We start from the raw sequence: 14,854 nt of genomic DNA on the forward strand, positions 1-14,854 counted from the left end.
CCCCTATGTTAGAGTGGCGCACTTTTTCGAGGGGACTGTCACTGTGTGGGAATTGGTCAAATCCGGCGGCTGGATGATGCTGCCGATCATTCTGAGTTCCATCGTAGCCATGGCAATCGTTGCCGAACGCCTGTGGACCCTGCGCGCCAGCCGTGTGACCCCGGAGCATTTGCTCGGGCAGGTCTGGGTCTGGATCAAAGACAAACAACTCAATAAAGAAAAGCTCAAGGAACTGCGCGCCGACTCGCCGTTGGGCGAAATCCTCGCCGCCGGCCTGGCCAACTCCAAGCATGGTCGCGAGATCATGAAAGAGTGCATCGAAGAAGCCGCCGCCCGGGTTATCCACGAGCTGGAGCGCTACATCAATGCGCTGGGCACCATCGCCGCCATGGCCCCGTTGCTCGGGTTGCTCGGGACGGTGCTGGGCATGATCGATATCTTCAGCTCGTTCATGGGCACGGGCATGACCACCAACGCCGCAGTGTTGGCCGGCGGTATTTCCAAAGCCTTGATCACCACGGCTTCGGGCCTGATCGTCGGTATCCCGTCGGTATTCTTCCACCGCTTCCTGCAACGCCGGATCGATGAACTGGTGGTGGGGATGGAGCAGGAAGCTATCAAGCTGGTTGAGGTGGTACAGGGCGACCGTGACGTGGACCTGTCCGAGGGCAAAAAAGCGTGAAATTCCGCCGCAAGCAACGGGAAAACATAGACATCAATCTCGTGTCGCTGATCGACGTGGTGTTTGTCCTGCTGCTGTTTTTCGTGGTGACCACCACTTTTACCCGGGAAACCCAGTTGCGCGTCGAACTGCCGGAAGCGGTCAGCGGCTCGCCGGCTGAAGACCAGCAGGTCAAGCAACTGGATGTCGCCATCAGCGCCGAGGGCGTGTTTTCGGTCAACAATCAGTTGTTGCCGAAGAATGACCTGGCCAGCCTGATGGATGCCTTGCAGAAAGAATCCAACGGCGACACCAACTTGCCGCTGTCCATCAGCGCCGACGGCAAGACCCAGCATCAGTCCGTCATCACCGCCATGGACGCGGCCGGCAAGCTCGGTTTCAGCCACCTGCGCATGACCACGGTCGAGGCGGCGCCGCCCGCTCCCTGATGGCCATGTCCGATCGTTTGCTCGCCGCGTGGTACGCCGGTCATCCCGCCCTGAAGCTGTTGCAGCCGCTGGAATGGCTGTATCGGCGCGTGGTCGTTGGCAAGCGCCAGCGTTTCCTGGCGGGCGAGGGTGAGATTTACCAGCCACCAGTGCCGCTGATTGTGGTCGGCAACATCACGGTGGGCGGTACGGGCAAGACGCCGCTGATTCTGTGGATGATCGAGCATTGCCAGCGCCAGGGTTTGCGCGTTGGTGTGGTCAGCCGTGGTTACGGCGCCAAACCGCCGCAATTGCCGTGGCGGGTCGAGGCCGATCAAGGCGCCGACATCGCCGGCGACGAGCCACTGTTGATCGTCCAACGTACCGGCGTGCCGTTGATGATCGACCCGGATCGCAGCAGCGCCGTCAAAGCCTTGTTCGCCAGCGAACCGCTTGACCTGATCCTGTCCGACGACGGCATGCAGCATTATCGGTTGGCCCGCGACCTGGAACTGGTGCTGATCGACGCCGCCCGGGGCCTGGGCAATAAGCGCTGCCTGCCCGCTGGCCCATTGCGCGAACCGATCGAGCGTCTGCAAAGCGTCGACGCCGTCCTCTACAACGGCGCCGCCACCGATCGCGACGACGGTTTTGCCTTCCAGCTGCAACCCACGGCGCTGATCAATCTGAAAACCGGCGAACGCAAGCCACTGGATCACTTCCCACAAGGCCAGGCACTGCACGCCGTGGCCGGGATCGGCAATCCCCAGCGTTTCTTCAACACCCTCGAAACGCTACACTGGCAGCCAATACCCCATGCCTTTGCCGACCACGCCGAGTACAGCGTGCAGGCCTTGAATTTCACACCGTCATTGCCGTTGGTGATGACCGAAAAGGATGCGGTGAAGTGCCGTGCCTTTGCCGCCGCCGATTGGTGGTACCTGGCGGTCGATGCTGCACCATCGCCGGCCTTCGTGGCCTGGTTCGATACGCAGCTGATGCGCCTGTTGCCGGCTCGTCTTTTGCCTTAAAACCGTTTTTATCCAGGGAATGTTCATGGACACCAAATTGCTCGACATCCTCGCTTGCCCGGTCTGCAAAGGCCCGCTCAAGCTCAGCGCCGACAAGACCGAGCTGATCAGCAAGGGCGCCGGCCTGGCGTACCCGATTCGCGATGGCATCCCGGTGATGCTCGAAACCGAAGCCCGCACCCTGACCACCGACGAGCGCCTGGATAAATGACCACAGCCTTTACCGTTGTCATTCCCTCGCGTTACGCCTCCACCCGTTTGCCGGGCAAACCGCTGCTGCTGATCGCCGGCAAGCCGATGATCCAGCACGTCTGGGAACAGGCGAGCAAAAGCAGCGCCGAGCGCGTGGTGGTTGCCACGGACGATGCGCGCATCGTCGAGGCCTGCAAGGGGTTTGGCGCCGAAGTGGTGCTGACCCGCGAAGACCACAACTCTGGCACTGACCGTCTGGCCGAAGTTGCGACGAAACTGGGCCTGGTGCCCGACGCCATCGTGGTCAACGTTCAGGGCGACGAACCGCTGATCCCGCCAAGCGTGATCGATCAGGTCGCCGCCAACCTCGCGGCCCACACCGAAGCGCGCATGGCCACCCTGGCCGAGCCGATCGAAGACGTGGAAAGCCTGTTCAATCCCAACGTGGTCAAAGTCGTCAGCGACCTCAATGGCCTGGCGCTGACCTTCAGTCGTGCCACCTTGCCGTGGGCTCGGGACGCATTGGCCAAGAGCCGCGATCAGTTGCCGGAAGGCGTGCCGTATCGCCGCCACATCGGCATCTATGCCTACCGCGCCGGTTTCCTGCATGACTTCGTCAGTTGGGGCCCGTGCTGGCTGGAAAACACCGAATCACTGGAACAACTGCGCGCCCTGTGGCACGGCGTGCGGATTCACGTCGCCGACGCGCTGATCGCACCGCCCCACGGTGTCGACACCGTCGAAGACCTTGAGCGCGTTCGTCGCCTGCTGGAGGCCTGATGCGGGTTCTGTTCGTCTGCCTGGGCAATATTTGCCGTTCGCCCACGGCCGAAGGCGTGCTGCGGCACAAACTGCGTGAGGCCGGGCTGGCCGGGCAAATCGAAGTGGCTTCCGCCGGCACTGGCGACTGGCACGTCGGCAAGGCCCCGGACAAACGCAGCCAGGCTGCGGCCAAGTTGCGTGGTTATGACCTTTCAGCCCAGCGTGCGCAGCAAGTCAGTCGTGCGGATTTCGCCACTTACGACCTGATCCTGGCGATGGACAACAGCAATCTGCGCAACCTCAAGGCCCTGCAACCGGCCAAGGGCAAGGCTGAGCTGGATCTATTCCTGCGTCGCTATGCCTCTGAAATCGACGAAGTGCCGGACCCGTACTACGACGGCGACCAAGGCTTCGAGCAAGTATTGGATTTGATCGAGCGCGCCAGTGATCTGCTGGTGATCGAGCTGAAGGGACGCTTATGAGTTTGCAGGTCCAACCCCAGGTTTCGCTCAAACCGTTCAACAGTTTTGGCGTGGATGTCCGGGCTCAGCTATTTGCCGAAGCCCACAGCGATGCCGAAGTGCGTGAAGCGCTGGCCTATGCCGTGGCGCATGACGTGCCGTTGTTGGTGATTGGCGGCGGCAGCAACTTGCTGCTGACCGCCGATATCCAGGCCTTGGTGTTGCGCATGGCCACCCGTGGCATTCGCGTACTCAACGATGACGGCAGCCAGGTGGTGATCGAAGCCGAGGCCGGCGAGCCTTGGCATCCGTTTGTGCAACACACCTTGGCCCAGGGCTTGTCGGGGCTGGAAAACCTCAGCCTGATCCCCGGCACTGTCGGCGCGGCACCGATGCAGAACATCGGCGCTTACGGCGTCGAGATCAAGGACGTGTTCGCCGGCCTCACCGCGCTGGATCGTCAGACCGGCGAACTGCGCGACTTCACGCTGGAAGAATGCAACTTCGCCTACCGCGACAGCCTGTTCAAACAGCAGCCGGGACGTTGGTTGATCCTGCGGGTCCGGTTCACCCTGAACCGCACCGCGCATTTGCATCTGGAATACGGTCCGGTGCGTCAGCGCCTGACCGAGCAGGGCATCGATCAGCCGACGCCGACCGATGTCAGCCAGGCAATTTGCAGCATCCGCAGCGAAAAACTCCCGGACCCGGCTGTGCTCGGCAATGCCGGCAGTTTCTTCAAGAATCCGTTGGTGCCAGCGGCGCTGGTGACCCGGCTCAAGCTTGAATACCCGGACCTGGTGGCCTATGCGCAACCGGACGGGCAGATGAAACTGGCGGCGGGCTGGCTGATCGAGAAGGCCGGCTGGAAAGGTTTCCGTGACGCGGATGCTGGTGTGCATAAATTGCAGGCGCTGGTGCTGGTCAACTACGGCGGCGCGACCGGTCTGCAACTGCTGGCGCTGGCGCAACGGATCCAGGCAGACATTTCGCAACGCTTCAGCGTTGAGCTGGAAATGGAGCCCAATCGCTATTGAGGCTACGCTTTCAGGATCGACTTCGAAGCCCTGCACACTTCAAATGTGCAGGGCTTTTTTGTTAATGCTGGGTTAACTTAGCCCCCTAACGATGCAAGCATTTGCTCCACCAAAGGCCCGATGCAGACGCTGTCGTCTGCGTAAGAGAGCCCATTAGCCTGAGCCGATCTGCGTGACCCCCCGCCAACCCCCGGCGGCAGATTGCTCGACCCCATAACCCTGACCTATGCGGGCGTGCCCATGATTACCCTGAAACTTAATGGCCAAGACCATCCACTCGATGTGACCGAGGATATGCCGCTGCTTTGGGCTATCCGCGATGTCGCCGGTTACAACGGCACCAAATTCGGCTGCGGAATGGGCCTGTGCGGTGCCTGCACCATCCATATCGACGGTTTGCCGGCGCGCAGTTGCATCACGCCGATTGGCTCGGTGGTTGGCCAGAACGTCAGCACTATCGACAACCTGCACGCCGATCCGGTCGGGCAAATCGTCCAGCAAGCCTGGCTCGACACGGCCGTGGCCCAGTGCGGTTTCTGCCAGGGCGGGCAGATCATGTCCGCCACGGCATTGCTCAAGACCAATCCCAACCCGAGCGACGAGCAAATCGAAGAAGCGATGGTCGGCAATATTTGCCGCTGCGGCACCTACAACCGGATCAAGACCGCCATCCGTCAGGCGTCCACTCATCTGAAGGAGGCCAAGGCATGAGCCAGCTCCCGAATGATTTCGCCCTGAGCAACCTCAGCCGTCGCGGCTTTCTCAAAGGCGTTGGCGCCACCAGTGCCTTGGTACTCGCCGCCAGTTGGGGCTGGCAGGATGCGTTTGCCGAAGACAAACCGAAGAAATTCGGCGCTGACGGCATGCCCAACGGCTGGATCGATGATCCGAAGGTCTACGTCAGCATCGCCGCCGATGGCACGGTAACCGTGGTCTGCAACCGTTCGGAAATGGGCCAGGGCGTGCGCACCAGCCTGAGCATGGTGGTGGCCGACGAGCTGGACGCCGATTGGGCACTGGTCAAGGTGCAACAGGCGCCGGGTGACGAGGTGCGCTTCGGCAACCAGGACACCGACGGCTCGCGCAGCATGCGCCACTGGTTCGAACCAATGCGTCGCTGCGGTGCTGCCGCGCGGACCATGCTGGAACAGGCCGCCGCCGACCAATGGAAAGTCCCGGTCGGCGAATGCCACGCACAACTGCACAAGGTCATTCACCAACCCACTAAACGCGAACTCGGTTACGGCGAGTTGGCCGCCGCGGCCGGTGCGCTGGCGGTGCCGGCCCGTGACAGCCTGCGACTCAAGCAGCCGTCGGAATTTCGCTACATCGGCAAAGAAGGCGTGCGCGCCATCGACGGTGCCGACATCGTCAACGGTCGCGCCATCTACGGCGCCGATGTGCATTTCGACGGCATGCTCTACGCGACCATCGCCCGTCCTGCGGTGTATGGCGGCAAGGTCAAGTCCGTGGATGACAGTGCGGCGCTGAAGGTCCCCGGTGTGATCAAGGTGTTGCAGATCGAAAGTCGTCCGCTGCCGTCGGAGTTCCAGCCATTGGGCGGCGTGGCCGTGGTGGCGAGCAATACCTGGGCTGCGATCAAGGGTCGCGAAGCGCTGAAGATCGAGTGGGACGACGGCCCCAATGCCAGTTACGACTCGATCGCCTATCGCAAGGAACTGGAAGCCGCTTCGCTCAAACCGGGCAAAGTGGTGCGCAATACCGGCGACATCGACAAGGCCTTGGCCAGCGCAGGCAACAGCACCCTCGAAGCGTCCTACTATTTGCCGCACCTGGCGCAGGCGCCGATGGAACCGATGGTCGCCATCGCCCGTTTCAAGGACGGGGTATGCGAAGCCTGGGCCCCAAGCCAGGCGCCACAAGTCACCCGCGAGCGGATCGGCGAACGCCTCGGCCTGCCGTTCGATAACGTCACCTTTAACGTCACCTTGCTCGGTGGTGGGTTCGGGCGTAAATCCAAACCGGACTTCGTCATTGAAGCAGCGATCCTGGCCAAGGAATTCCCCGGCAAAGCGGTGCGGGTGCAATGGACCCGTGAAGACGACATCCATTGTTCCTATTTCCACACCGTATCCGCCGAATACCTGAAGGCCAGCCTCGATAAGGACGGCATGCCGTCAGGCTGGTTGCACCGCACCGTGGCGCCGAGCATCACCGCGCTGTTCGCGCCGGGCATGAATCACGAGGCGGCGTTCGAGTTGGGCATGGGCTTCACCAACATGGCGTACGCGATTCCCAACGTGCGCCTGGAAAACCCGGAAGCGGCGGTGCACACCCGGGTCGGCTGGTATCGCTCGGTGTCGAACATCCCCCACGGCTTCGCGATTCAAACCTTCGTCGACGAATTGGCCCACAAGGCCAAGCAAGATCCGCTGAAGTACCAGATCAAATTGCTCGGCCCGGACCGTCAGATCGATCCGCGCACCTTGAGTGAAGAGTGGAACTACGGCGAATCCCCCGAGCGTTATCCGATCGACACCGCCCGCATGCGCACGGTGCTGGAAACCGCCGCCAAGGCTGCCGGTTGGGGACGCACGCTGCCCAAGGGCCGAGGCCTGGGGTTGGCGGTGCATTACAGCTTCGTCACCTATGTCGCGGCGGTGATTGAAGTTGAAGTCAAAGACGACGGCACCTTGATCGTGCACAAGGCAGACATCGCCGTGGATTGCGGTCCGCAGATCAACCCCGAGCGGATTCGCTCGCAGTTCGAAGGCGCCTGCGTCATGGGCCTGGGCAACGCGGTACTCGGCGAAATCAGCTTCAAGGACGGCAAGGTCCAGCAGGACAATTTCCACATGTACGAAGTGGCGCGCATGTCCCTGGCGCCGAAGGAAGTCGCCGTGCATCTGGTCACGCCACCGGGCGAAGTGCCGTTGGGCGGGGTCGGTGAACCGGGCGTGCCACCGATTGCGCCGGCGCTGTGCAACGCGATCTTTGCCGCCACCGGCAAACGCATCCGCAACCTGCCGGTTCGTTATCAGCTGCAGGGTTGGCAGAAGGCTGACGCCTGATGGACAGCGTCGATCTGAACGTCCTGCGCAGCGTGCTCGAATGGCGCCGCGCCGGTCAGCGAGTGGTGTTGTACAGCGTGGTCCAGACCTGGGGCACGGCGCCCCGGGCGCCTGGCGCCATGCTCGCTTTGCGTGAAGACGGCGTGGTGATCGGCTCGGTGTCGGGCGGTTGTGTCGAGGATGATCTGATCGCGCGGCTGCATGACGGCCGCATCCCGGCCGACGGGCCGCCCGTGCAGTTGATCACCTATGGCGTCACCCGTGAGGAGGCGGCGCGGTTTGGTTTGCCCTGCGGCGGCACGTTGCGTCTGACCGAGGAACGCGTCGACGATCCGGCATGGGTCGCCGAGTTGCTGGCCCGTTGCGAAGCCCATGAAATTGTCGCGCGGTCGCTGGACCTGGCGACCGGTAAAGTGGTGTTGCAATCGGCAAACAAGACCGATGTGCTGAGTTTTGACGGCAGCACCTTGCGCGCGATTTACGGCCCACGCTGGCGTTTGTTGCTGATCGGCGCCGGGCAACTGTCGCGCTATGTCGCGGAAATGGCCCGGCTACTGGATTTCGAAGTACTGATCTGCGATCCGCGCACCGAGTTCGTCTACGGCTGGGAAGAACAGCACGGCCGCTTCGTACCGGGAATGCCCGACGAAGCCGTGCTGACCATCCAGACCGATGAACGCACCGCGATTGTTGCCCTGACCCACGATCCACGGCTGGACGACATGGCGCTGCTCACAGCGCTAGATTCCAAGGCGTTCTACGTGGGGGCGTTGGGGTCGCGGGTCAACAGCCTGAAACGTCGGGACAACCTGGCTCAGCTAGGCTTGTCAGAACAGGCCATCGAGCGGCTGCACGGCCCGATCGGCCTGCACATCGGCAGCCATACCCCGGCGGAAATCGCCTTGTCGCTGCTGGCCGAAATTGTAGCGATCAAGAACGGCGTCGAACTTAAGCAGAAGAAGCCGTTGCGGGAGGACGTATGAGCGAGCCCATCGGTGTCATCGTGCTGGCAGCGGGGCAGGGCAGTCGGTTTCGACAGGTTGCCGGTGTCGAAAAAGACAAATTGCTGGCCGACTGCACCGGGCGCGACGGTGCCGTGCGTTCGGTGATCGAGCAGACGCTGTTGAATCTGCCTGCCGATCTTGAGAACCGCGTGCTGGTGACCACGGCCGATCGCCCACAAGTGATTCGCATGGCCCAGGCCTATGGCTACGAGATTGTACTGATCGAGTCCACCGGCATGGGCGACAGCATTGCTGCCGGGGTGGCAGCCTGTGCGCAGCTCGGTGGCTGGCTGATTGTGCTGGGGGATATGCCGTTTATCCTGCCGTCGAGTATTGAGCGGGTGGTGGCGGGGATTGCCGACAATTGCATTAGTGTGCCGGTGCACGAGGGTGAGTTCGGGCATCCAGTGGGTTTTGGCCGCAGCTTTGGTCCGAACCTGATGACGTTGGCGGGGGATCGCGGCGCCAAGCCATTATTCGCGCAGGCGCGGATGGTTGAAGTGGCGGTGGATGATCCCGGGGTGTTGTGGGATGTGGATGTGCCTGAGAAGTTGATCTACCCACATTGATCGTTGATCGTTCCCACGCGGAGCTTAGGAACGATCGGCGATCAGCATAAAAAAAGCCCCGCCTGGATCACCAGGCGGGGCTTTTTAGTGGCCGATGGAATCAGACGAGGGGTTTAGGCTCGTGCTCTTTTTCCAGGGCTTGTTCGTGTTGCTGTACCGCGTCCTGAACGGAGCGCGGGGCTTCGTCGATGGCGGATTCAACCGATTCGGCAGCGGCTTCAGCGACCGGGGCAGGAGCTGCCTCAACGACTTCAGCAACAACCGGTGCCGGCTCGGCAACGGCCGGAGCAGCAGCGGCAGCCTGTTCGGCTTCTTTCTGCAGACGCTCGGCTTCACGCTTGCGGCGACGCACTTCACGCGGGTCGTTCGGCGCACGGCCATTTTCGGTCAGGGCGCTGACAGGAGCGGCTTCGACCACCGGTGCAGCCACTTCGGCTACAACAGGGGCTTCGACGACCGGAGCAGGCTCGGCGGCGACAACCACTGGCTCGGAAACCATCGCTTCAGCAACCGGGGCTTCAGCGACTGGCGCTGGCGCTTCGACGACTGGCTCGGCGGCTACCGGCTCGGCAACCCAGTTGAACGCGGTTTGCTCTTCACGCACTTCGCGAACGGCTTCGGTGACCGTTTCGACAACCGGCTCCGCGACAACCACTGGTTCGGCAACGAAAGCAGGCTCGGCGGCAGCCTGGACTTCAGGCTGTGCTTCGCGAACCGGCGCTACTTCAACTTCCGGAGCGGCTGTGGCTTCTACCGGGGTAGTCGCTTCAACGACCGGCGCTTCTACCGGCGCAGATTCCTGCACGGCAGCGGTGGCGCGTTCGGCTTGCTCGTTGGCCTGGGCTTCAGCCGGGGCGCTGATCACGGTGCTGGCAACGGCTGCGGTAACCGCCAGGCCGGCGGCCAGATCGGCAGCGCTTGGTGCTTCGTTGGTTTCGCTGGCTTCGCTACCTTCGGCGGACTCGGATTCTTCCGAACCTTCGATCACGTTGCCGTTGGCATCGCGTTGACGCTCGCGACGGTTGCTGCGACGACGCTGGCCACGGGAACGGCGGCGTGGACGATCGCCTTCGGCGCCTTCCTGACCTTCTTCCTGTTGCTCTTCGTTGGTCAACAGCTCTTCTTCGGCGACAGCAGCAACAGCCTGCTCGGCACGTGGTTGACGCTCTTCACGCGGTGGGCGTGGCGCGCGTTCTTCACGTGGCTGACGGGCCGGACGCTCTTCAGCGGTCGCAGCAACGGCAGCGGCAGCGGCTGGCGCAGCAGGCGCGGCATCCAGTGGTTCACGCAGTTCACGAACCGGACGCTCTTCGCGGTCGCCACGTGGCTTGCGATCTTCACGTGGAGCGCGCGGTGCACGTTCTTCACGAGGGGCGCGTGGTGCGCGTTCTTCGCGAGCAACTACCGGAGCGGTGGTCTCTTCACGGGCTTCGCGTGGCTGACGCTCTTCGCGTGGCTCACGTGGTGCGCGTTCTTCACGCGGTGCACGTTCCTCACGAGGCTTGCGTTCTTCATCGCGGCGACCGTTACGGTTGCGGCTCTGTTGACGACCGTTGCGACGCTCTTCGTTACGGGCCGGACGCTCGGTGGTAGCCGGTTTTTCAACCACAACCGGAGCAGCAGGCTCTTCCTTGGTGGCGAACAGGCTGACCAGCGACTTCACCAGGCCTTTGAACAGGCTTGGCTCTGGCACGGCAACCGGTGCAGCAACAGGCGCGGCAGCGACGACTTCGGTCGGGACCGGAGCGTTGGCGCGGGCCGGCGCAGTCTTGACCGCGGCTTCCTGGCGAACCAGGGTGCGGGTCGCAGCGGCTGGCTGGACTTCTTCCACTTCGGCAGCGGCAGCAGCGATTTCGTAGCTGGACTGGTTGATGTGGGCTTCCGGGCTGTCATCGCGCAGACGCTGAACTTCGAAGTGCGGCGTTTCGAGATGATCGTTCGGCAGAATGACGATGCGGGCACGGGTGCGCAGTTCGATCTTGGTGATCGAGTTGCGTTTTTCGTTGAGCAGGAACGCGGCCACCGGGATCGGCACTTGGGCGCGAACTTCGGCGGTGCGATCTTTCAGGGCTTCTTCTTCGATCAGGCGCAGGATCGCCAGCGACAGCGATTCAACGTCACGGATGATGCCGGTGCCGTTGCAACGCGGGCAAACGATGCCGCTGCTTTCGCCCAGCGATGGACGCAGGCGCTGACGGGACATTTCCAGCAGGCCGAAGCGCGAGATGCGACCGACTTGCACGCGAGCGCGGTCGGCTTCCAGGCATTCGCGGACTTTCTCTTCCACGGCGCGCTGGTTCTTGGCAGGGGTCATGTCGATGAAGTCGATGACGATCAGGCCGCCGATGTCGCGCAAGCGCAACTGACGGGCGATTTCTTCGGCGGCTTCAAGGTTGGTCTGCAGGGCGGTTTCTTCGATGTCGCTGCCTTTGGTGGCGCGCGCCGAGTTGATGTCGATAGACACCAGGGCTTCGGTCGGATCGATGACGATGGAGCCGCCGGAAGGCAGTTCGACGACGCGCTGGAAAGCGGTCTCGATCTGGCTTTCGATCTGGAAACGGTTGAACAGCGGAACGCTGTCTTCGTACAGCTTGATCTTGCTGGCGTACTGCGGCATCACCTGGCGGATGAAGGTCAGGGCTTCGTCCTGGGCTTCAACGCTGTCGATCAGCACTTCGCCGATGTCCTGGCGCAGGTAATCGCGGATGGCGCGGATGATCACGTTGCTTTCCTGATAGATCAGGAATGGCGCGGAGCGATCCAGCGAAGCTTCTTTGATAGCGGTCCACAGTTGCAGCAGGTAGTCGAGGTCCCACTGCATTTCTTCGCTGCTGCGGCCAAGGCCGGCAGTGCGCACTATCAGACCCATGTCAGCCGGGGCAACCAGGCCGTTCAGGGCTTCACGCAGTTCGTTGCGCTCTTCACCTTCGATGCGGCGGGAGATACCGCCGGCACGCGGGTTGTTCGGCATCAGAACGAGGTAGCGACCGGCCAGGCTGATGAAGGTGGTCAGGGCTGCGCCCTTGTTGCCACGTTCTTCTTTTTCGACCTGAACGATGACTTCCTGGCCTTCGGTCAGGACGTCCTTGATGTTGACGCGGCCTTCGGGGGCTTTCTTGAAGTATTCGCGGGAGATTTCTTTGAGGGGCAGGAAGCCGTGGCGCTCGGAGCCGAAATCGACAAAGGCAGCCTCAAGGCTTGGTTCGATGCGAGTAATCCGGCCTTTATAGATGTTGGCCTTCTTCTGCTCGCGTGCACCGGATTCGATGTCCAGGTCGTAGAGGCGTTGGCCATCTACCAGTGCAACACGCAACTCTTCGGGTTGAGTTGCGTTAATCAGCATTCTTTTCATGTAGTACCGTCGGTTTCCGGGCTGCCGGAAACGGCGTTCGGCACACACGACTTCTCACGGTCGGTGTCAGGTGCGTCAGGAGTGTGGTTGGACACTCCAGTGTCTAGCGATGGCGACCAATGTGGGTCGGCGTCGCGACGTACGCGTCCTGCTTGCTGTGGCTACTTAAGCACTCAGTCAGGAGGAGGAATCAACCAGCGGCTGTGGACGAGATGAAGCGTCTTGATAAAGCCTATTGCTACACAGTCCAGCGGTTGTGCATCTCCACCCTACACGTATCCCTGATAATTCGGGTGCTGCCGCGCGCAGAATCCGCAGCGGGTTGGCATTTACCGTGAGCTCCGAAAGGGGAGGTCACGCATCATGGCTAATTTAGGCGTTGTTTCCGAAGCGTTCGCTCGGGGTCATTCGCAGCTGACTGCACTTTGTGAACTGGCCATGAATATTGGCGAGCAAGGCGAGTGAAAACTCTGCTTTGCGGCTTGATTCAGGCCTCATGTCACCTGCGCTCGTTACACCTGCAAACTCCACCGTTACGTAGCGAAAGCCCCGTAGGACGGCCTCGCGTCCTGGTGAATTGCGTTGGTCAGGGCCGGTTTTTGACCGTTAGTCCGCTGTCCAGGCCGCTTTTGGCGGCGTTCGCGACTATAGCAGCAATGATTAAGTGCTTCAATTCCATAAAAAATTGTTATCATCCGCGCCATGACGACTACTGCCCCTTCGACCCCAGCCGTACAACTGCTGGAGGTCTCGCCGGAATATGCCGGCCAACGTATTGATAACTTCCTTCTCGCTCGGCTCAAAGGCGTGCCCAAGACCTTGATTTACCGCATTTTGCGCAAAGGCGAAGTGCGAGTGAACAAAGGCCGGATCAAGCCCGAATACAAGCTGCAGGCGGGCGATATCGTGCGCGTGCCGCCGGTTCGCGTGCCTGAGCGCGACGAGCCGGTACCGCTGGCACAAGGCCTGCTCCAGCGCCTCGAAGCCTCGATTATCTTCGAGGACAAGGCGCTGATCGTGATCAACAAGCCTTGCGGCATCGCGGTTCACGGCGGCAGTGGCTTGACCTACGGCGTGATTGAAGCCTTTCGTCAGTTGCGTCCGGATTGCAAGGAACTGGAGCTGGTTCACCGGCTCGACCGTGACACCTCCGGCCTGCTGATGATCGCCAAGAAGCGCAGCATGTTGCGCCACTTGCACACCGCATTGCGCGGCGATGGCGTTGATAAACGCTATATGGCGTTGGTCCGCGGTAACTGGGCAGCGTCGATCAAGCAAGTTCGTGCATCGCTGGGCAAGAGCAATCTGCGCTCCGGCGAACGCATGGTCGAGGTCGACGAGGAGGAGGGCAAGGAGTCGGTGACCGTGTTCAAGGTCCTGCGTCGTTTCGGCGACTTTGCCACCCTGATCGAAGCCAAACCGATCACCGGCCGGACCCACCAGATTCGCGTCCACACCTTGCACGCCGGGCACTGCATTGCCGGCGACACCAAGTACGGTGATGACGATTTCAGTAAGGAAATTCGCGACCTGGGCGGTAAACGCCTGTTCCTCCACGCCTACATGCTGACCGTGCCGTTGCCGGATGGTGGCGAGCTGAAGTTGCAGGCGCCGGTGGATGAGATGTGGGCCAAGACCGTGGAGCGCCTGAGTGCACCCCTCTGATTACAAACTGCTGATTTTTGATTGGGACGGCACGCTGGCCGATTCCATTGGTCGGATTGTCGAGGCGATGCATGTCGCGTCCGAGCGCTCCGGTTTTCAATTGTGCGACGACTTTGCCGTCAAAGGCATCATCGGCCTGGGCTTGCCCGAGGCGATCCGCACCTTGTACCCGGAAATTGGCGATGACGAACTGATAGCGTTCCGTCAGCACTATGCCGATCACTACATCGCCGCGGAAGCCGTGCCCTCGCCGCTGTTCGAAGGCGTTGTTGAGTCGATGGCGGCGTTTCGCGATGAGGGTTATCACTTGGCGGTCGCTACCGGCAAGGCCCGTCGCGGGCTGGATCGGGTGCTCAAGGCTCACGGTTGGGAAGACTATTTCGACATCACCCGTGCCGCCGATGAAACTGCCAGCAAGCCTCATCCTCTGATGCTGGAAGAGATCCTTGCCCATTGCGGCGTTTCTGCGCAGCAGGCGCTGATGGTCGGGGATTCGTCCTTTGACCTGCAAATGGCGCGCAACGCCGGCATGGATTCGGTCGCGGTGAGTTACGGCGCCCAGTCCATCGAGGCCCTGAAATTATTCGAGCCGCGGCTGTCCATTGATCGTTTTTCCGAATTGCACGCCTGGCTCCGTCAGGTTTAATACGTTTTTGCTGG

14 protein-coding genes are annotated in these 14,854 nt (G+C 61.7%); 13 read left to right on the forward strand and 1 reads right to left on the reverse strand.

What is annotated here, in order from left to right; translation table 11 throughout:
* The first annotated feature begins 43 nt into the window (after window positions 1-43).
* The 11 genes from HKK53_RS29085 to HKK53_RS29135 all read left to right on the forward strand — a co-directional run bounded on the left by HKK53_RS29085 (window position 44) and on the right by HKK53_RS29135 (window position 9,177).
* Window positions 44-682 carry a MotA/TolQ/ExbB proton channel family protein gene (locus tag HKK53_RS29085; RefSeq protein WP_169374308.1) on the forward strand — a complete coding sequence of 213 codons (639 nt, stop codon included), beginning with the start codon at window positions 44-46 and terminating at the stop codon, window positions 680-682.
* Window positions 679-1,110: an ExbD/TolR family protein gene (locus tag HKK53_RS29090; protein ID WP_169373602.1), complete on the forward strand. Its 432-nt coding sequence runs from the start codon at window positions 679-681 to the stop codon at window positions 1,108-1,110. The genes HKK53_RS29085 and HKK53_RS29090 overlap by 4 nt, the downstream gene beginning before the upstream one ends.
* Window positions 1,110-2,120 carry a tetraacyldisaccharide 4'-kinase gene (gene lpxK / locus HKK53_RS29095; RefSeq protein WP_169373603.1) on the forward strand — a complete coding sequence of 337 codons (1,011 nt, stop codon included), beginning with the start codon at window positions 1,110-1,112 and terminating at the stop codon, window positions 2,118-2,120. Before HKK53_RS29090 ends, lpxK begins: the two co-directional genes overlap by 1 nt.
* A 25-nt stretch (window positions 2,121-2,145) precedes the next feature.
* A complete protein-coding gene (locus HKK53_RS29100; RefSeq protein WP_007945752.1) occupies window positions 2,146-2,331 on the forward strand; it encodes a Trm112 family protein in 186 nt (61 codons plus the stop codon).
* Window positions 2,328-3,092, forward strand: coding sequence for a 3-deoxy-manno-octulosonate cytidylyltransferase (gene kdsB / locus HKK53_RS29105; RefSeq protein WP_169373604.1), 765 nt, complete (start codon window positions 2,328-2,330; stop codon window positions 3,090-3,092). The genes HKK53_RS29100 and kdsB overlap by 4 nt, the downstream gene beginning before the upstream one ends.
* Complete coding sequence (locus HKK53_RS29110; RefSeq protein ID WP_169373605.1) at window positions 3,092-3,556, forward strand: low molecular weight protein-tyrosine-phosphatase; 465 nt, start codon at window positions 3,092-3,094, stop codon at window positions 3,554-3,556. The genes kdsB and HKK53_RS29110 overlap by 1 nt, the downstream gene beginning before the upstream one ends.
* Window positions 3,553-4,572 carry a UDP-N-acetylmuramate dehydrogenase gene (gene murB, locus HKK53_RS29115; RefSeq protein ID WP_169373606.1) on the forward strand — a complete coding sequence of 340 codons (1,020 nt, stop codon included), beginning with the start codon at window positions 3,553-3,555 and terminating at the stop codon, window positions 4,570-4,572. The genes HKK53_RS29110 and murB overlap by 4 nt, the downstream gene beginning before the upstream one ends.
* 240 nt (window positions 4,573-4,812) lie before the next feature.
* The gene (locus HKK53_RS29120; protein WP_169373607.1) at window positions 4,813-5,283 is read left to right on the forward strand and encodes a (2Fe-2S)-binding protein; all 471 of its coding nucleotides are present in this window, start codon (window positions 4,813-4,815) and stop codon (window positions 5,281-5,283) included.
* On the forward strand, window positions 5,280-7,604 hold the full coding sequence (locus HKK53_RS29125; RefSeq protein ID WP_169373608.1) for a xanthine dehydrogenase family protein molybdopterin-binding subunit: 2,325 nt from the start codon (window positions 5,280-5,282) through the stop codon (window positions 7,602-7,604). The genes HKK53_RS29120 and HKK53_RS29125 overlap by 4 nt, the downstream gene beginning before the upstream one ends.
* Entirely contained in the window at window positions 7,604-8,587 is a 984-nt protein-coding gene (locus HKK53_RS29130; RefSeq protein WP_169373609.1) for an XdhC family protein, read from the forward strand. The genes HKK53_RS29125 and HKK53_RS29130 overlap by 1 nt, the downstream gene beginning before the upstream one ends.
* Complete coding sequence (locus tag HKK53_RS29135) at window positions 8,584-9,177, forward strand: nucleotidyltransferase family protein (protein ID WP_169373610.1); 594 nt, start codon at window positions 8,584-8,586, stop codon at window positions 9,175-9,177. The genes HKK53_RS29130 and HKK53_RS29135 overlap by 4 nt, the downstream gene beginning before the upstream one ends.
* A 100-nt stretch (window positions 9,178-9,277) precedes the next feature.
* Here the strand turns inward: HKK53_RS29135 and rne are convergent, their stop codons facing one another.
* Window positions 9,278-12,529 carry a ribonuclease E gene (gene rne / locus HKK53_RS29140; protein ID WP_169373611.1) on the reverse strand — a complete coding sequence of 1,084 codons (3,252 nt, stop codon included), beginning with the start codon at window positions 12,527-12,529 and terminating at the stop codon, window positions 9,278-9,280.
* 702 nt (window positions 12,530-13,231) lie between these two features.
* On the opposite strand from rne, the gene rluC reads away from it, so the two are divergent.
* Together rluC and HKK53_RS29150 are read left to right on the forward strand one after the other, a co-directional pair.
* Window positions 13,232-14,194 carry a 23S rRNA pseudouridine(955/2504/2580) synthase RluC gene (gene rluC / locus HKK53_RS29145; RefSeq protein ID WP_054051763.1) on the forward strand — a complete coding sequence of 321 codons (963 nt, stop codon included), beginning with the start codon at window positions 13,232-13,234 and terminating at the stop codon, window positions 14,192-14,194.
* Window positions 14,181-14,840: an HAD-IA family hydrolase gene (locus HKK53_RS29150; protein ID WP_169373612.1), complete on the forward strand. Its 660-nt coding sequence runs from the start codon at window positions 14,181-14,183 to the stop codon at window positions 14,838-14,840. Before rluC ends, HKK53_RS29150 begins: the two co-directional genes overlap by 14 nt.
* Window positions 14,841-14,854: the final 14 nt, after the last annotated feature.

Source organism: Pseudomonas sp. ADAK7, from assembly GCF_012935675.1.
GTDB lineage: Bacteria > Pseudomonadota > Gammaproteobacteria > Pseudomonadales > Pseudomonadaceae > Aquipseudomonas.